The organism is Sinorhizobium fredii NGR234 (assembly GCF_000018545.1).
Lineage (GTDB): Bacteria > Pseudomonadota > Alphaproteobacteria > Rhizobiales > Rhizobiaceae > Sinorhizobium > Sinorhizobium fredii_A.
Map to the genome: position 1 here is coordinate 3,155,802 of NC_012587.1, position 17,827 is coordinate 3,173,628.

The 17,827-nt window shown below is 62.4% G+C and carries 14 protein-coding genes; 5 read left to right on the top strand and 9 right to left on the bottom strand.

Translation table 11 applies throughout. The features are described 5' to 3' along the window. Positions 1 to 5: 5 nt before the first annotated feature. The 3 genes from NGR_RS26165 (at position 6) to NGR_RS26175 (ending at position 5,208) form a co-directional block, all read left to right on the top strand. Positions 6 to 2,336: a type I secretion system permease/ATPase gene (locus NGR_RS26165; protein WP_012709502.1), complete on the top strand. Its 2,331-nt coding sequence runs from the start codon at positions 6 to 8 to the stop codon at positions 2,334 to 2,336. A 7-nt stretch (positions 2,337 to 2,343) separates the two neighbouring features. Further along, a complete protein-coding gene (locus tag NGR_RS26170; protein ID WP_012709503.1) occupies positions 2,344 to 3,681 on the top strand; it encodes an HlyD family type I secretion periplasmic adaptor subunit in 1,338 nt (445 codons plus the stop codon). Positions 3,682 to 4,218: 537 nt separating this feature from the next. After that, positions 4,219 to 5,208: a tetratricopeptide repeat protein gene (locus NGR_RS26175; protein WP_240545175.1), complete on the top strand. Its 990-nt coding sequence runs from the start codon at positions 4,219 to 4,221 to the stop codon at positions 5,206 to 5,208. A gap of 73 nt (positions 5,209 to 5,281) precedes the next feature. Here NGR_RS26175 and NGR_RS26180 read toward each other — a convergent pair whose 3' ends face one another. Continuing rightward, complete coding sequence (locus NGR_RS26180) at positions 5,282 to 6,325, bottom strand: class I SAM-dependent methyltransferase (RefSeq protein ID WP_012709505.1); 1,044 nt, start codon at positions 6,323 to 6,325, stop codon at positions 5,282 to 5,284. Positions 6,326 to 6,636: 311 nt separating this feature from the next. Here NGR_RS26180 and NGR_RS26185 point away from each other — a divergent pair, with 311 nt between their 5' ends. Next, positions 6,637 to 8,634 carry a putative bifunctional diguanylate cyclase/phosphodiesterase gene (locus tag NGR_RS26185; RefSeq protein WP_164924499.1) on the top strand — a complete coding sequence of 666 codons (1,998 nt, stop codon included), beginning with the start codon at positions 6,637 to 6,639 and terminating at the stop codon, positions 8,632 to 8,634. Between the two features lie 20 nt (positions 8,635 to 8,654). Here the strand turns inward: NGR_RS26185 and NGR_RS26190 are convergent, their stop codons facing one another. Beyond that, positions 8,655 to 9,683, bottom strand: a complete 1,029-nt coding sequence (locus NGR_RS26190) for a saccharopine dehydrogenase family protein (RefSeq protein WP_012709507.1) — start codon at positions 9,681 to 9,683, stop codon at positions 8,655 to 8,657. A 116-nt stretch (positions 9,684 to 9,799) separates the two neighbouring features. On the opposite strand from NGR_RS26190, the gene NGR_RS26195 reads away from it, so the two are divergent. Next, positions 9,800 to 10,381 carry a TetR/AcrR family transcriptional regulator gene (locus tag NGR_RS26195; protein ID WP_164924501.1) on the top strand — a complete coding sequence of 194 codons (582 nt, stop codon included), beginning with the start codon at positions 9,800 to 9,802 and terminating at the stop codon, positions 10,379 to 10,381. Positions 10,382 to 10,415: 34 nt separating this feature from the next. On the opposite strand, the gene NGR_RS26200 is transcribed toward NGR_RS26195, so the two are convergent. From NGR_RS26200 to NGR_RS26230, 7 genes are all read right to left on the bottom strand, one after another. Continuing rightward, positions 10,416 to 11,171, bottom strand: a complete 756-nt coding sequence (locus tag NGR_RS26200; protein WP_012709509.1) for an SDR family NAD(P)-dependent oxidoreductase — start codon at positions 11,169 to 11,171, stop codon at positions 10,416 to 10,418. Between the two features lie 17 nt (positions 11,172 to 11,188). Then, positions 11,189 to 11,950, bottom strand: a complete 762-nt coding sequence (locus NGR_RS26205) for an SDR family NAD(P)-dependent oxidoreductase (RefSeq protein ID WP_012709510.1) — start codon at positions 11,948 to 11,950, stop codon at positions 11,189 to 11,191. 9 nt (positions 11,951 to 11,959) lie between these two features. Next, on the bottom strand, positions 11,960 to 12,994 hold the full coding sequence (locus NGR_RS26210; protein ID WP_164924502.1) for a proline racemase family protein: 1,035 nt from the start codon (positions 12,992 to 12,994) through the stop codon (positions 11,960 to 11,962). Positions 12,995 to 13,005: 11 nt separating this feature from the next. After that, a complete protein-coding gene (locus NGR_RS26215; protein ID WP_164924503.1) occupies positions 13,006 to 14,481 on the bottom strand; it encodes an aldehyde dehydrogenase family protein in 1,476 nt (491 codons plus the stop codon). Between the two features lie 41 nt (positions 14,482 to 14,522). After that, positions 14,523 to 15,773: an NAD(P)/FAD-dependent oxidoreductase gene (locus NGR_RS26220; protein ID WP_012709513.1), complete on the bottom strand. Its 1,251-nt coding sequence runs from the start codon at positions 15,771 to 15,773 to the stop codon at positions 14,523 to 14,525. Positions 15,774 to 15,783: 10 nt separating this feature from the next. Continuing rightward, positions 15,784 to 16,818 carry a proline racemase family protein gene (locus NGR_RS26225; RefSeq protein ID WP_012709514.1) on the bottom strand — a complete coding sequence of 345 codons (1,035 nt, stop codon included), beginning with the start codon at positions 16,816 to 16,818 and terminating at the stop codon, positions 15,784 to 15,786. Positions 16,819 to 16,920: 102 nt separating this feature from the next. After that, positions 16,921 to 17,799 carry a dihydrodipicolinate synthase family protein gene (locus NGR_RS26230; RefSeq protein WP_012709515.1) on the bottom strand — a complete coding sequence of 293 codons (879 nt, stop codon included), beginning with the start codon at positions 17,797 to 17,799 and terminating at the stop codon, positions 16,921 to 16,923. Positions 17,800 to 17,827 lie beyond the last annotated feature (28 nt).

Sequence of the window (17,827 nt, forward strand, 5' to 3'; positions counted from 1 at the left end):
CGACGATGACCGACGACCGCGATCAATCCTGGAAGCAATTCGCAACGAGGGGCGACGAGGCTGCGGGCGAGGCGGAGTCCGCGCCGCAGGCCCTGGATATCGAGGCGGCCCGGCAGCAATTGCTCCGCAGAATCGACCGCAGGGAAGACGTTTTGGATCGCACTGTTAAGGAGTTCGACGAGGTGATTGACCATCTTCGCGGCGCGGCGGCCGCAAGAACCAGCCAGGAACCCAAGCGTGAGGAGGCGTCCGCACCGCTCGCTTCCGAACGGCGTGCCGCGGCGCCGACCGAGGTTACCCAACAGACACGGACGCCCCCGCTGACGGCCGACAACGCGAACACCGCGAAAATCGTCCCTGGTCCTCAGGGCGGCGATGCCGGCCAGCGTGCCCCTGTGCAGGAGGCCCGCAAGCCCGAGCCGCGCTTCGAAAAGCCGGCTGCCGAGCCCCGGGCCGAAGTCACGGACAAGACTTCGAGACCGGGAATGGTGGTGATCGACGGCGACCGCGGCCCCGTCAAGGCCGAGCCACGGATCCCCGACAAGGGGGGCTCCGGCGGCGGGGGCGGCGGGGGCCATGGTGGCGGAGGGGGCGGCGTCTTCCATAAGCGCCTCGGGCCGGTCGACTTTTCCGCCAGTCTCAAGGCCGGTCTGCGGGCGATCAAGCAGAACCTGATGGTCGTGATGGTTTTCACGCTCGCCACCAACGTGCTGGTGCTCGCCATACCAGTCTATCTGTTTCAGATCTCGGACCGGGTGCTGACCAGCCGCTCGATCGACACGCTGGTCATGCTGACCGGACTGATCGTCGCTGCGGTCATTCTGCAAGCCATTTTCGACGGAATTCGCCGCATGATCCTGATGCGGACGGCGGTGGAGGTTGCCGCTCAGCTCGGCGCGCCGATCCTCAGTGCGGCCGCCCGCGCCTCGCTGCACAGCAACGGGCGCGAATACCAGACCCTTGGCGATCTGCAGCAGCTTCGTTCCTTCCTGGTATCGAGCACATTGCTTTCCTTCCTCGACGCCCCGATCGCCCCGTTCTTCGTCCTGGCGGTCTTCCTGATCCATCCGCATCTTGGCTCGATCGTCATCGCCTCGGCCTTGCTTCTGCTGGTCGTCACCTTGTTGAACCAGAGGGCGACGGCCGCTCCCTTCGGCGAGGCCAGCAGCTTCCAGAGCAAGGCGAACCTCCATCTCGACTCGATGTCGCGCAATTCGCAGATCATCAATGCCCTTGCGATGATCCCGGAAGCGGTCCGTATTTGGGGCAAGGACATGGCAGGCTCGCTCAGGGCGCAAGTGCTGGCGCAGGATCGCAATATCGCTCTTGCCTCGCTCTCCAAGGCCGTTCGGCTGCTCACCCAGGTCATGATGCTCGGCTGGGGCGCCAATCTCGCCCTTCACGGCGAGCTCACGGGCGGCATGGTGATCGCGGCATCGATTGTCGCCGGCCGTGCGCTCGGCCCGATCGAAGGGGCGATCGAAGGCTGGCACCAGGTCGTTCAGTCACGCGCCGCCTATGGGCGCATCGCTTCGCTGCTGCAGAACTCGCCGCTGAATTTCGAGCGGCTGAAGCTGCCCCGCCCTGAAGGTCGCCTCGACGTCGAGCGGCTGCTCTTCGTCCCGAATGGCACGAAGCGCGTCGTTCTCAACGGCGTGACCTTCGCGCTCAGCCCGGGCGACTCGCTTGCCGTGATCGGCAGTTCCGGAGCAGGCAAGACGACGCTCGGCAAGATGCTCGTCGGGTCCATCCTGCCGACATCCGGCAATGTCCGGCTCGATCTCATGGACCTGAGAAACTGGGACCAGCGCCAGTTCGGCGAAAGCATCGGCTACCTGCCACAGGACGTTCAGCTCTTTCCGGGAACGATCAAGGCCAACATCGCCCGCATGCAGGATGACGCCACGGACGCCGACATCTACGCGGCCGCGAAGCTCGCCGACGTCCACGACATGATCGCGTTGCTGCCGCACGGATACGAAACCTTCGTGGCAGCGGACGGATCCCCGCTCTCCGGCGGGCAGAAGCAGCGCGTCGCGCTCGCCCGGGCCTTCTTCGGCAATCCGCGCATGGTGGTGCTGGACGAGCCGAATTCCAATCTCGACAGCGCCGGCGAGGCTGCACTGACGCGGGCGCTTGCCCATGCGAAGAAGCAGAAAATCACCGTCATTACCATTACCCAGCGGCCCGCCCTCTTGAACAGCGTGGACAAGGTATTGCTCCTGGTGAACGGCACCGTGGCGCTCTTCGGCATGCGCCAGGATGTCCTGAAGGCCCTTTCGTCGCGCGGCATGAATCTTGAGGGCAACCCGCTCGACCACAACCAGCTTACGTAGGCAAACCATGTCGGACATAGTCAAAGTTTACGATCTCGAATGGTATGCAGAGGTACCGCGGTCGATCTGGAAACAGACCATCGCCGGCGTGGCGCTCATGGCCGTCACGTTCGGGGGCTTCGGCGTCTGGTCCTTCACGGCGCCGCTCGCCGCCGCCGTCATCGCCCAGGGCAGCTTCGTCGCGACCGGTCAGAACAAGATCATCCAGCACCTTGAAGGCGGGATCATCAAGGATATCCTGGTGAGCGAGGGGGATCATATCGTTGCCGACCAGCCGCTGATGCGGCTGGACGAGACGGCAGCACTCGCCAATCAGCGCCAGCTCTTTCTACGCCGGGCGCGGCTCGAGGCGATCGTCGCCCGGCTGATGGCTCAGATCGAGGGCACCGACAAGATCGAACTGCCGGCAATTCTTGCCCCTCATATGCAGGACCCGGAGGTCGAACCGATCATTCGAAGCCAGGAGCTCAATTTCCGCGCTTGGAAGAGCAAGCTGGACAGCGAAATCGGACTGTACAAGCAGAATATCGAGGGTTTCCGCTTCCGTGTCGAAGGCTACCAGCAGCAGCGCGATGCGGTTCGTCAGCAGCATGCCCTCCTCCAGGAGGAATATGTCGGCAAGAAGTCGCTCCTCGACAAGGACCTGATCCGCAAGACGGAAATCAAGAGCATCCAGCGGGCGATCGCCGACGCCGAGGGACAGGTCGGCAGACTGACCGCCGAGATCTCGGAAACCGGCGCGCAGGTCCTGAAACAGGAGCAGCAGATCCGCCAGACGGAGGAAACCTACCGCGAAGCCGCCCTGGAGGAACTCCAGAAGGTGGAAGCCGAACTGGACTCCGTCCGCGAGCAGCTGATCGGGGCCGCCAGCGTGCTGCGCCGCGCCACGATCAACGCTCCGGTCAGCGGCACGGTCGTCAGGCTGTACTATCATACGGCCGGCGGCGTTGTCGAAACCGGCAAGCCCATCATGGAAATCCTGCCGTCCGACGTACCGCTGATCATTGAAGCACAGGTCATCCGCACTCAGATCGACAGCGTCAAGATCGGCCAAAAGGCAACCGTAAGGCTCACCGCCCTCAATCAGCGCACAACGCCGGTGTTGAACGGCGAAGTTTACTACGTTTCCGCCGACTCCGTGCCCGACCCGGCAACCAACGGCACCCAGGAAGTCTATCTCGCCAGGGTGAGCTTGCCGGTGAGCGAGGTCACGAGGATCTCCGGCTTCGTCCCAACGCCCGGCATGCCTGCCGAGATTCTCATCCAGACAGCCGAGCGGACCTTTTTCGACTACCTGACGAAGCCGATCCGGGACAGCATGGCGCGCGCCTTCATGGAGCGATGAAGCGAGCCAGCCGGCGCGCGGTGCCGCCGGCACTCGCGACCCCGGCCGCCTAAGACAGCGAGGTCAGGTGGTTGACGGACTTGCCAGCGGGGCCGGCTGCGCTTCCGGTGGACGAGGCGGACGGACGAGCGGGCCTGCTGACCAAACCACATCTTAAGCGTGTCTAGACATTGCTAAATAACCCGAAATTGCTATAATTCCATTCTTATTGCTAGCTTATCTATTTGTAACGTCTGATGCATAATTGAAATTTATTTCATTATTTATTTTAAGCGAGGAACCATGTTTATAGAAATTATTGATCGTATTGAGGATTTTGAGAATATTCGAAACCTCTGGGCGGATCTTTATCGTAACGATCCCGACTCCCACCCTCAGCTATCCTGGGATTGGTTGCATCAATACCTGCCTCGACAGCCGAGGTGGTTCATTCTGGCCTTGAAACAATCCGACGATGAGGCTTACTGCGCCTTTCTTCCGCTTGGTGTATCAACCTACCGCGACAAGAGCAGTGGTCTGTTCTGTGATGATATTCTGATGATTGGCAATCACGGCTCCGGCCGAACCGGTCTGCTTTGCAGGCCGGGCCTCGAAAAGGAGGCGGTAGATGCGTCCGCCGGCGCCATCCGGCGCGAAAACTGGGCGAGCCTACGGTTTGATTGCCTTGATCTTGTCTCGGTCCGGACTGAAGGATTGCTTGACGCCTTTGCCGACGAACAGTTTGTCCGCGAGGATGCCGGCTGCGGCGAGAGCGGCTTGGCCGCCTCCGAACCGGGTGTCCGCTGCCTCGTCGTCAAGACGCGGACCGGCCGCAATCTGCACGACTGCCTGAATAGCCGCAGCATCGATTTCGTCTTCGAGCAGGCCGTCGACCTGCACAGCCGAGGCAAGCTGGACGCGGCGGAGACAGGCTATCGGCAGGTCATCCATACGGCCCCCAAGCATGTTTACGCCCGCTACGGCCTGGCACAGCTCTGCACCGACCGCGGCGACCACGCCGAGGCGGAACACCTTTATCGCGGCCTGCTGTCGATCATGCCGGGAGCGGACAAGATCCAGCACCGGCTGGGCGACGCCCAGATGGCGCAAGCCTGCTATCGCGAGGCGTGCAAGACCTACGGGGAACTGCTTGCCCGGCACGCGCATCTCGGCCTCGTCCGGTACAAATTGGCCGTCTGCCTTCTGGCGGCGGGCCAGAGAGACGCCGCGATCGCCACATTCTTAAGTTTCGAAGAGATCAATTCCGATGATCGGGAACATCTTCGGTGCAAGCTCAGGTCGCGGGAGGCGGTGTCGCGCCTGAAATTGCGCTCGGCGATGGAGGCCCTGTGGACAACCAAGCGGCCGCGCCAGGCACCGGTTGTTCAGCTCGTCCGGTCCGGCGAAACGCTGTCAGGCCCTACACAATCCGTTCGGCTCTCGCCGTCCGCAGCGCTGCTCAAGCCTTCCTTGCCTGGCGGCGCCTCTGCCCATCTGCATGCGAGACCCATCCTGCTCGACTGCAAAGGACCGAAGCAGAAGCACTGACCCAGGCAAGCGGCCCGCAGTTTCTCCATCCCGGCATCAGCGTCGCGGGATGGAGAAGGTTCCATGCATAGGCTCAGGAACGTTTCTGCAGGATGCCGTAGACGATGTTGCGGTTGGCGCCGAATTCCAATCGGGCATCGACCGCATTGCGATCGACGCTCGCATTGATGATGCCCCACATATCGGCCTCCGAACGCAGCAACAGTGCCCAGTTCATCAACGTCTCCATGTAACCGTCATCGCTGATGTCGCGCGCAAAATTGGCGAAGAGGAAGACACCATTGGGCTTCAGCATTTCGAGGCATCGTTGCGTGAGCTTCACGGCCACTTTGTCGGCAAGGTAATCATAGAGGCCGGCGGCGTAGATGAAGTCGAACTGACCCAGTTCCTGGGACCTTGTCAGAAGACCACGAACGGAGCCGTCGATCGCCTCGACGCACGTTCCCCTGAAATCGCGAACCATCGATCCGACGCTCAAAGGGTCCTGATCGAGGGCGACCCAACGCTTTATCCGCTGCTCCCGCAACGCCACCGAGCGGTCGGCCTCACGCAGATGCCCCGCCGCGATCGTCAGGATCTCCGTCTCAGCGCCTCGTTCGGCGGCGATCGCGTCGACATGCCGGGTCAGGAGATCGCGTCGTTCCCGCACCGCGACGGACGACGGCGCATCCTTCGTGTAGTCGTAAAGGGTCCGTCCAAGCGGAGAGGCATTGGCGATCTCTTCGGAAACGCTCGGATGACCATAGATGAAATCGATCAGTTGCGCGTCGCCGGAATAGCCGCGCGGCTTCCGGAAAGACCAGCGCGTGAACGGATCCTCATGGAAGTAGTTCGCCACGGGATGGTTCTGCACGAGCGGGATCAGTTCTTGCCAGACACTTGGGTCGAACTTGCGGCGCACCTCATGAAGGGCGCCGATCAGCTGGTGGATGATCACCGGCGGATCGCGCCGCTGCTCGATCTGCTGCTGGGCAATCATCAGCGCCAGAGCGACTGCGGCTTCGCCGGTTGCCAGCTGCTCCTCGTGGCGATCCGTCTTGGCTGTTGAGAGTTCGGTCGTAATGGAGGTGGGGGTAATCAGGCTTTCGCCATCGAGGGCAATCTGAATTTGGGTCACGCGAGACTCATCCGTTAATAGATTGTTAACAGTATGCGCAAGAACTCCGAGCGAGCCAAATCCAATTTCGAACTTTCGAATAATATGGTTAACAACCCGTCCGACTGACCGATTTCGCTACACTATTACGTGCGTGTTTGACCCATATCCAATTCAGCAAAACTTAATGGACCTGAACTAATGTGCCGAACAATGCTGGAAGCCCTAAGTATCAGTCCCAAGCAGACGGCAGTCGCAGGACGTCCCCGCGGCACTCGTTCGCAAAGAGACTTCGGGCTTCACAAGAAGACGCAAACGCAATGGATCGGTGCATGAAGCACACGCTGGCCGACGTAATCGAGATCGACCTCCACAGCGAGCCGCCGCGGCCGGCCTCGACTGAGCTGCGCGCGCTCTATGAGAACGAGGGCGAAGGAGCCCGAAAGCAGGCGACCCGACACGGGTTCTGGACTGCGGTCGCGGTCTATCTGCTGTTTTCGATCACCGACATTCTGCTGGTTCCCGACGTCGCGCATTATACGATCGCGGCGCGTTTCACGATCGCTGTCGTCGCGCTGATGCTGATCGAAATGCAGATCCGCCGAAACGCCGGTGCGAACGCGATCGACGTCACGGCGGCCGCCGCACTCGTGCTTGCCTATGCGGGATGGCTCTATCCGGCGATGATGACCGCGGATACCCAGAGCATCTCCTATTACATGGTCTTCGGCGCCATCTTCATGATGAGCGTCAATCTGTTCTTCAGCTTCCAGTTCCGCATTTCGCTGTTCGCGTCGGTCACCATCCTGCTGATTTTCTTTGCGGCGGTGCTGTCTTTCTCTCCAGCGGATGTCTCCTATCGGCTCGCCTTCGGCACCTTCAACATCTCCTGCTTCGTTTTCACCTCCTATGTGAACTGGAAGCTCAACCGGGAGCGCTACAAGGTCTTTCTCAATGCATTCGAAGCGCGCATCCAGCAGAAGGAGGCTTCCGAGCGCGGCAGGGCTTTGCTGCGCCTGTCGAATACCGACTCGCTGACGGGCCTCGACAACCGTCGCGCCGTCGATCAGAAGCTTCGGGACTACTGGAGTGACTGGCAGAAGAAGGGAACGAGTTTCGCCGCTTTTCTCATCGACGTCGACTTCTTCAAGAAATACAACGACTTCTACGGGCATCAGGAAGGTGACCGCTGTCTCGTTCTGGTCGCCAGTGCCCTCAAGGACTCGATCGAGCCGTATAATGGCTCGATCGGCCGCTATGGCGGCGAAGAGTTCATCGTCCTTGCCCGCATGGAGACCAGCGAACAGGCGGCCGAACTCGCCGAGACGATCCGCTGCGGCGTCGAAAACCTTGCTCTGGAGCATGGGCAGCGGCGCGACGGCATGTCGATCGTCACCGTCAGCGTCGGGGCTGCGTTCAGCCGAAATCAGACGGGATCGAAGCTCGAGAGGCTGATCCATGAAGCGGACCGGGCGCTCTATGGCGCAAAGGCGAGCGGCCGGAACTGCGCCCGGCTCTTCGATCCGAACGACCCGCACAGCAACGACGAGAGCGAGAACATCGCCGCCCTGTTGAAGATCGCCGTGGACCAGGACCTCGTTTCGCTCGTCTATCAGCCGATCCGAAACGTCGCATCCGGCCGCGTTGACGCCGTCGAGGCACTCATGCGCCTGAGAATGCTGGATGGCACCTCGGTTCCTCCGAGCCTTTTCATCCCCATCGCAGAACGCACCGGCGCCATCCTGGACCTTGGGCGTTGGGCGATCCGGACGGTGTGTCGCGAACTCCTGGCGGACGAGCACGTCCCCGTCGTCAGTGTCAATGTCTCCCCGATCCAGCTCAAATCACCGGGCTTCGCGGCCTCTGTGGCAGCGATTCTGGGCGAAACAGGCGTGGCCGGCGGCCGGTTGGCTCTCGAAATCACCGAGGGGCTGGAGATGGAGATGCACTCCGATATCCTTCGTTGCATCAGCGATCTCAAGACGCTCGGCGTCCGTATATGGCTCGACGACTTCGGGACGGGCTTCGCGGGCCTGTCGTGGCTACGGCTGATCGATTTCGATACGGTGAAGATCGATCGCTCCTTCCTGCACGATTGCGACACCCCGAGGGGCAAGGCGATGCTGCAGGACATTATCGGACTCGTGCGAAATCGCGGCCACATGATCCTTGTGGAGGGCGTGGAGACCGAGGAACAATTGGCACTTATGCGGCAATTCCGGATCGATCAGGTGCAGGGATTCCATGTCGGCCGCCCGGCACCGGCACAGACGTTCCGGCTGCCCGCGGCGCCGAACATCCGGCCGGCGGCCCGGGCAAAGCCGCGCTGACGCCCGTTTGGCAACATGCGTTAGACGCCCAATATCTCGAACGACAAATGGTCCGGCGCCAGCGCGTTGAGAAACTCCAGCGCATCGAAGACGGCGCCAGGCGCCTGCGCCCCGTGCACACGCACCCTGCCCGCAAGGACTTGCTGAACTGCCTCGCAAACGAGCGGGGCGGTAAAGGCGTAGATGTCACGGCCAGAAGCGGAAATATGCCGCTCTTCGTTTCCCTTTCGAACCACCACCTCGACCATGAAGCGCTGCGCCGAAAGACCTGTTTCATCGACCGCCACGGGCGGCGGGGTGTTCGGATCATGGATGTCCCGATACCCCGTCTCGTTGAGGTATGTATGGACTTCCGGGCTGCGCACATGCCGGTTGACAACGGAAATCTCGGAGAACGGCTGTTCGATCACCCGCTGCAGGCCGAATGGCTGGAGAAATTCCCACTCCTGCTCTGCAGCCGGCAGAGGTATTGGCGACAATTGCCCATTGGCGACCACCAGCCGTCGCGCGGTGTTGCGCCTACCGGTGTTGCGGGAGCCGATCGTCGGATGCCAACTGTCAAGCGCGATGCCGATCCGAATGTCGTCCACCGCAACCCAATCATCCAACAGGGCCGAAACGAGCAGATCCACAAAACCGCCGTAGAAGCCCATGGCCGGGATGAACACCAGCCCGGCTTGCCTCGCGTCGCTATCGAACGTCTCGTAGGTTGACAATGCGCTTCCCTGTTCAGCCGTCACGTCGAAATAATGGGCACCCGTCCGTAAAGCCGCTGCGGCCACCGGGTCGGCCGTATCCAGGAACGGGCCAGCGCAGTTGATCACGGCTGCCACGCCCGAAAATGCCCTGTCGAGCGAATTTGCGTCGTCGATGGACGCCTCTCGTATTTCGGCGGCTTGAACGCCGGCTTCCGCCAACTTCGCCGCGCTCCGCCCGACGGCAACGGCCTTCAGGTTCCTGCGGGCCAGTTCGGATAGCACGAACCTTCCGGTATGCCCGCTGGCGCCGTACACCGCGATTGCCACGTTTTGATATTGCTGCTCAGACAATTTCATTCCTCCACGATACAGACCTGTCTGTTTTAATACGTACAGGTCTGTAGCGCGTCAAGCGGTTTTTTGCTAGAAGGAATCGCGATGACAGCAAAGAGACGAGCGGAGGCCGCGTGAAGAAATCGGAGGTGAACGTGCAAGAAGTCCGGGAGCGCATTCTCGAGACGGCGTCGGCCCTGTTTTACCAGCAGGGCGTTCGCGCCGTTGGCGTGGACCTTGTCGTCGAAAAAGCCGGGGTCGCCAAGACGAGCCTATATCGCCATTTCCGCACGAAAGACGATCTCGTCGCGGCATTCCTCGAGCGAGAGGACAAAGACTTCTGGGGCACCTGGGACAAGGTCGCCCACCGGCATGTTGACGATCCGAAAGGAGAGCTGGACGCTCACCTCGATTGGATTGGTGAGCGCGTCAACCGCCCAGGTTACCGGGGCTGCCCGCAGATCAATGTCGCAGCCGAGTTTCCCGAAACCGATCATCCGGCTCGCAAAGTCGCTGCAGCGCATAAAGCAGAATTGAGGCGGCGACTTCATGTGATGGCTGAGCGACTGGGCGCGATCAGGCCCGCAGAACTCGCTGGGCAATTGGCGGTACTTATCAACGGCGCGTTTGTCAGCTCGCAGATGTTCGACGTTGGGGAAGCGAAACCTCTGCTGCAACGCGCGGCAAGCGCACTGCTTCAGGCAAGTCGCAGTTGAGCGACTCACCCGTTATTCGCTTACGGGCTCCCTTTCAGGCAACCGCTTGGGCCCCGGTTATCTCCACGAGCGAGCCGCACATGAAAGCGGCCTCGTCCGAGGCCAGAAAGGCGACAAGAGCGGCGACCTCCTCCGGTCTACCGATGCGGCCGAACGGAACGAGTTTGCCGAGATCGGCGATGGTGCGGCCTGCCCGCTTGACCCCCGCCTCCAGCATGGGCGTGTGGATTTCTCCGGGGCAGACGGCGTTTACGCGGATCTTGTGCGGAGCATAGTCACGAGCCAGATTCTGCGTGAAGGCCGCGACCGCCGCCTTGGTCGTGTTATAGGCGATGTGGTTCGGCGCCGGATAAAGGCCCCATTGCGAGGCGGTGTTGACGATCACGCCACCGCCGGCCTCGATCATGTGCGGAATGGCAGCGCGGCACAGATAAAACATCGAATCGAGGTTGACCGCGAAGCTTGTGTGCCAGTCGTCATCGGTGAGCGCCAGGAGGTTGCCGCGCCGGTTGATGCCGGCATTGTTGACGAGAATGTCGATGCGCCCCTTCTGGTCGAACACCTCTGCAATCAGGCCAAAACACGGCTCCCGCTGGGAAATATCGGCGGCGACGGCGATGGCGGAGCCGCCCTGCGAGACGATCTCGGCCGCGACCGCGCCAGCCGCTTCGCCGTTGACGTCGGAGACGACGACCAGCGCTCCCTCATCCGCCAGCCGCCGCGAAATGGCGGAACCGATACCGCCGCCTCCGCCGGTAACGACGGCGACCTTGCCTTCGAATCTCTTCATGTTTCTCTCCTCGAAAACTATCGAATGTAGCTGCCGCCATTGACGTCGAGCGTCGCGCCGTTCAGCGAACGCTGCGATGGCCTGAGCGCGAAGGCGACGAGTTCGGCGATTTCGGAAACCTCCGCCATTTCACCGATCGGTATGTCGGCGACGGCGGCCTGCTTGCCGAATTTCGCGACGAAGTCCTCGGCCATTTCCGTCTTGACCCAGCCCGGTGCGATCGCCAGCGCCACGACGCCATCCGAACCGAAGCTGCGCGCGATCGACTTCGTCAGGTTGATCAGCGCCGCCTTCGTTGCGCCATAGGGCATGGCATCGGCCGCATAGCCGCGCTGCCCGGCGCGGCTCGTCATATTGACGATCCGGCCGCCGCCACGCGCCTTGAAGTGCGTAAGTGCCTGCTTGCAGAGATCGGCCGCGGCAAAGAAATTCACCTGGAATTCCCTTTGCCAGGCCTCTCTCCAGGCGTCGGGCTCGGCATCGATCGAAATTTCGGTGCGGATGCCGGCATTGTTGATCAGCGCATGGATGCGGCCCGCAGCGGCCTCGGCCTCCTGCCAGAGCGCGAAGGCGCCGGCAGCGTTCGACAGGTCCGCCTGGACAATCAATCCTTCTCCCGGAAGGCGAGCCAGCAGCGCTTCGGCCGCGCCCCGGTCGCGGCCGTAGTGGATGATCGGGCGGGCGCCCTCCGCCGCGAGACGCTCGACGATGGCGGCACCGATGCCGCCCGAGGCGCCGGTGACGAGGACGGTCTGGCCCGAAAGTGATTCAATGGACATGTTTCCTCCTCAGCCGAGCATGTCGACCTGCGGTCCCCAGCTATCGGAGAGCACAAAACCCTTCTTGAACGGGTCATCTTCGGAAATGCGGAGCTGCTCGCGGCCGTAGATCCAGCCGCGCCCGGTGATCCGCGGCAGCACAGCGGGACGTCCGCCGACCTCGGTCGCGCCGATCGCCTCCGCCGTGAATTCTCCACCGATGATCGAGCGCGAGATCCGCCGGTCGCCCACGCCGATTTTCGCACGCGCGAAAAGGGTCGCAAGATTCGCGGAGCTTCCCGTCCCGCAGGGAGATCGGTCGACCCGGCCGGGCTTCAGCGTCGTGCAGGTGCGCACAGCCCCGTCCGGCTCCTCTCCGCGAAACATCACATAGGCGATCTCGTCGACGCCGCTGAGCAGCGGATGCTTCACCGTCACCTCATCGGCGAGCAGCGACTTCAACTCGATCCCCGCTTCGGCCAGATAGCGCGCATTGACCGGCGCGATCTCGCTGCCGACCTGATCGACATCGACGATCGCGTAATAGACGCCGCCGAAGGCGATATCGGCCCTGATACGGCCCCAGCGGGGAGTTTCGATCTCTCGGTCCAGGGCCTCGACGAAACTCGGCACGTTGTCGAGACTGACCGACAGGCAGCGTCCGTCGCGGCAGGCGGCGCGTGCAACGATCAGCCCGGCCGGCGTATCGAGCCGGACGATCGTTTCCGGTTCCTGCATTGCGACCCGTCCGCTCTCCAGAAGCGCAGTCACGACGCAGATGCAATTGCTGCCGGACATCGGGTGGGCGCGATCCGCCTGGAGAACGATGAAGCCCGCATCGGCGTCAGGATGCAACGGTGCTAGGAGCAGATTGACCGACATGGCGACACTGGCGCGCGGCTCGAAGGTGACGAAACGGCGCAGGCTGTCGTCGACCTGATTGATGTGGTTCATCTTGTCGAGCATCGTCGCGCCGGGGATATCCGGCGCGCCGCCGACGATCACCTTGCCGACCTCGCCCTGGCAATGGACCTCGAGGAGATCGAGCGAGCGACCCCAGTTCATCGGGCTTCCATTCATTTGATGTACCAGCCCCATTTCTCGCCGGTGGCAAAGCGGGTGATCTGCTTCGTTTCGAGGTAGTTTTCGAGGCCCCAGCGGCCGAGTTCGCGGCCGATGCCGGATTCCTTGTAGCCGCCCCACGGCGCCTCGGTGAAAGTCGGCTGCGAGCAGTTGATCCAGACGATGCCGGCCCGGAAGGCGCTCGCGACCCGCTCGGCGCGAACATCGTCCTTCGACATCACCGCCGCCGCAAGGCCGAAGCGGGAATCGTTGGCAAGCTCGATCGCTTCGGCTTCGGTCGAGAACGGCCGAATGCAGACGACCGGACCGAAGATCTCCTCGCGCCAGGCGTCGCTTTCCAGGGGCACCTCGGTCAGGATCGTCGGCTCGAGATAATAGCCCTTGTCGAAGCCTTCAGGGCGCTTGCCGCCGCAGGCAACCGTCGCACCGGCAGTCTTCGCCGCCTCGATCGCCGCGACGACCTGTTCGTGCTGGCGCTTCGAGACGAGCGGCCCGAGAAGCACGCCGTCCTCGAGACCGTCGCCGATCCTGATCTTCTTCGTCTCCTCGACAAGCCGCGCCAACAGGCGGTCGTAAATCCCTTCCTGGACGAGGATGCGCGACGTCGCCGAGCAGACCTGCCCCTGGTTCCAGAAGATGCCGAACATGATCCATTCGACGGCCTCGTCGATATCCGCATCGTCGAAAACCACGAAGGGCGACTTGCCGCCGAGCTCGAGGCTGACGCGCTTGATGTCGCGGGCCGCCGCCGCCATGATCTTCGAGCCTACCGGCCCGGAGCCGGTGAAGGCCAACTTGTCTACGTGCTTGTGGTCGATGATCGCCTGCCCGGCGACAGAGCCGGAGCCAGTGAGGATGTTGAGAACGCCCGGCGGCAGGCCCGCCTCGTCGGCGATCGCGGCGAGTTCCAGCGCCGTCAGCGACGTGACTTCGGCCGGTTTCAGCACGATCGTACAGCCGGCGGCAAGGGCCGGCGCAACCTTCCAGGCAGCCATCAGAAGCGGGTAGTTCCAGGGAATGATTGCGCCTGCGACGCCGATCGGCTCCTTGACCGCCTTGGAGGTGAACCGGGCGTCGGCGAGCGCGATCGGCTCTTCCGGATTGTTGTCGAGCTGTTCGGCGAGCCCCGCATAGAAGTCGAAGCAGCCGGCCGCGTCGGCAACATCCCAATCGGCCTCCGGAAACGGCTTGCCGTTGTCGATCACCTCGAGCCGGGCGATTTCCGACTGCCGGGCCCGAATCCCATCGGCGATAGCGCGCAGGTATTTCGCTCTTTGGGCTCCCGACAGTTTTGGCCAGCCATCCTTGTCGAAGGCGCGGCGCGCCGCCTTCACGGCCACGTCGACGTCTTCCGGCGTTGCCGCCGCTATTCTGTGGATCACCTCTTCCGTCGCCGGATTGACGACATCGAACGTCCTGCCTTTTGCGGCCGCCGTCCATTTTCCATCGATATAGAGTTCGCTGCGCATTGTTGGCTCCATTCGTTCCTATGTGTCGATCGGCGCTGCCGTCAGAACCGGTCCACACGGTATGGTTTGAGATCGATCGGCGGCTGGGTCCCGGTGACGAGATCGGCGATGAGCCGCCCGGTCGTCGCCGCATAGGTCAGCCCGAGATGCCCATGACCGGTGGCGTAGAAGACGCCGCGATGTTTTGCCGAAGCACCGATGATCGGCACCGTATCGGGCAGCGCCGGGCGATGGCCCATCCATTCCGTGGTCTTCTCCACCCGAAGCTCCGGCAGCGCCTCGCGGGCACGCTTGACCAGCACTTTCGCCCGCCGGTAGTCGGGCGCGGCCTCAAGCCCGGCCATCTCCACCGTGCCACCGACGCGAATGCCGCCTGCGGTCGGGGTGACCATGAAGGCGCGCGCCGGCCAGATGATCGAGTGGCGCATCGAAATGCCGGGCGCCATGATCTGGGTGTGGTAGCCGCGCTCTGTTTCGAGCGGGATCGGTTCGCCGAGAAGGCGCGCCAACTTGCCGGTATAGGCGCCGGCGCAAAGCACGATTTCCGAGGCCGCGATCGAACGGCCATCCTTCAGGCGGACGGCCTGGACGCGATCGCCCTGATCGAAACCGACGACTTCGCCCCGCTCGATCCTGCCGCCCAGCGCCAGGAACTTCTCACGCAGTTTCAGGAGCAGCCTGAATGGGTCTCTGATCGACCGGTTGTCGGGAAACAGCACGGCCTTTGCGATCTTCGACGTCAGCGCCGGCTCGAGGTCGCGGATGGCGTTGCCGCCGAGCACTTCATGGCGGAAGCCGAAGCGTTCCAGAACCTCGATATGCTCCCGGTCCGCCCTGAATTCGGCCTCGTCCGCGTAGAGGCTCAAGCATCCTTCCTCGGTCAGCATGTCAGAAAGACCGGTCGCCTGCAGCAGCGGCATAAGGTCTTCGTAGACGCGGCCGCAAAGCACAGCGCCTGCCGCCTCCAGTTCCTTGACCCGCGACGGTCGGCTGGCTTCGAGAAACCGCAGGAACCACGGCGTGAGCCGCGGCATGTAGGAGGGCCGGATACGCACTGGCCCTTCCGGGTCGATCAGCCACTTCGGCATCTGCGCCCAGACAGACGGCCGGGAGGCCGGCATGAACTCGGTCACCGCGATCGACGCCATGTTGCCGTAGGAGGCGCTCTTACCATCGGGGTCTCGCTCGATGAGAACGACCTGTTTCCCCCGGCGTCGAAGTTCATAGGCGATCGTTGTGCCGATGATACCGGCTCCGACGACAACGGCAGGACTCTCGCTATTGCTTATCATGTCTCAGCACTCAGACCGTGGTCATCCAGGTGTCGGCCACCGTAAAGCCCTGCGGATAGGGGTCGCTCGGATCCATGCCCATCTGGTAAAGACCGGTGATCCATGCCTGTCCTGCGATCGCCGGTATGACGGCGCCATACTTCCCGACTTTCGTCAGGCCGTCGATGGCGCAGGTGAAGCGGCTGCCGGTGATCGACTCATGGATAAGCGTTTCGCCGGGCTTGATGAGACCCTTGGCATGCAGCAGCGCCAGCCGCGCCGACGAGCCGGTGCCGCAGGGCGAGCGATCGCAACGCCCCGGGGAGACGACCACGCAATTCTTCGAGATGAGCTGGCCATTTTCCCGTCGAAGCGGTCCCATGAACTCTGTGTTGGTGATGCCCGGTATGGCCGGGTTCTCCGGATGCTCGACGGCAAGCTGTTCGGCGGCCGCGAATTTGAGCTTCTGCCCGACTTCGCAAAGCTCGCGGGCTTCCGAGGGATCGATCGAGAAGCCGAGATCGGCCGCGTTGACCATCGTATAGGTCATGCCGCCATAGACGATGTCGACCCGGACGGTTCCGAGGCCGACGACTTCGATCTCTCTATCCAGGTGGTAGCAAAACGCCGGCTGGTTCACAAGCCGGACGCTCGTCACCTTGCCGTTCGAGCATTCGCAACGCACCCTGATCAGACCCGCCGGAGCCTCGAGCGTCAATTGCGTGACGGGCTCCCGCATCGGCAGAATTCCGGTCTCGAGCAGCACGGTCGCCACGCACATCGTGTTCGAGCCCGACATGGCCGGGTATTCGGTCGTCTCCAGGATCACATAGCCCATGTCGGCTTCGGGGTGATTGGAGGGGAGCACGATGTTGGCATTGTGCCAGACCGCTCCGCGCGGCTCGAACAGCACCATCTTGCGGATATCGTCCATCTGTGTTTCGAGATGAACCCGCTTGTCGAACATGGTTTCGCCGGGAACCGGACCGACGCCGCCGACGATGACCTTGCCGCTTTCCCCTTCGGCATGGCAATCGACGACGGACAGGACCTTGCTGAAGCGCATCTGTCTAGCTCCATAGTCGCGCATGAGTTGTCGACACGCCGCTTCCCTATTGCCGAACGGCCGAGAAGCGGCGCTTTCACAAGCGATTGCCAGTTCAGGCGATCACCAGTTCAGGATCGGCTCCATGGCGGCGCGGAACTCGGCCTTTTCATCGTCGGTCAGCGGTCCGAGCGGCGCGCGGCACTCACCCATGGGCAGGCCCTGAAGCTCGCAGCCATACTTGATCTTCTGCACGAACTTGCCGCTTTCGAGGATGTTCATCGCCCGGTAGAGCGTTTTCATCTGCGCCCGCGCCTTGTCGAGATCGCCGGAGCGGAACGTGCGATCCAGATCGCAGCAGGCCTTCGCCATGCAGTTCGACGGCCCGCAGATCCAGCTCTCCGCACCCCAGAACATGAAGTCGAGTGCAATGTCGTCCGAGCCGGAAACCAGTTGAATGCGGCCTTCGTAGCGGCTGGCGATGTCGATCGCGCGCTGCAATACGCCGGAGCTTTCCTTGATGCCGATGACGCGCGAATTGTCGGCAAAATGGTCCAACAGCTCGAAGCTGATGTCCGACCCGTCCTTGGCCGGGTAGGAATAGAGGACCAGGTTCACATCCACGGCACCGAGCACGGTTTCATAGTGCCGGATCAATTCCGCTTGCGTCGGCCGGGTGTAGAACGGCGGAGCGAGCAGCACCGTGTCATAGCCGATCTCCCTGGCGATCGCCGTCTGCTCGATAACCTCGCGCGTGGCGGGCGCATTGGTGCCAGCGATCAGAGTTTCGCCCGGCTTGGCAAAATCCTTGACGAATTGCAGCACATCGCGGCGCTCTTCCTTGGACTGGCTGAAATACTCGCCGGTCGACCCGTTCGGCACCCAGCCGGTGACACCGGCCTCGCGCAGATGCGCCAAAAGCTTTTCGAATGCCCTGAAGTCGACCCTGTTGTTCGCGTCGAACGGGGTGATGAGGGCGGGCATGACGCCAGAGAGTTTCATGGAATGTCTCCTTTCGAAAGAACTTGGT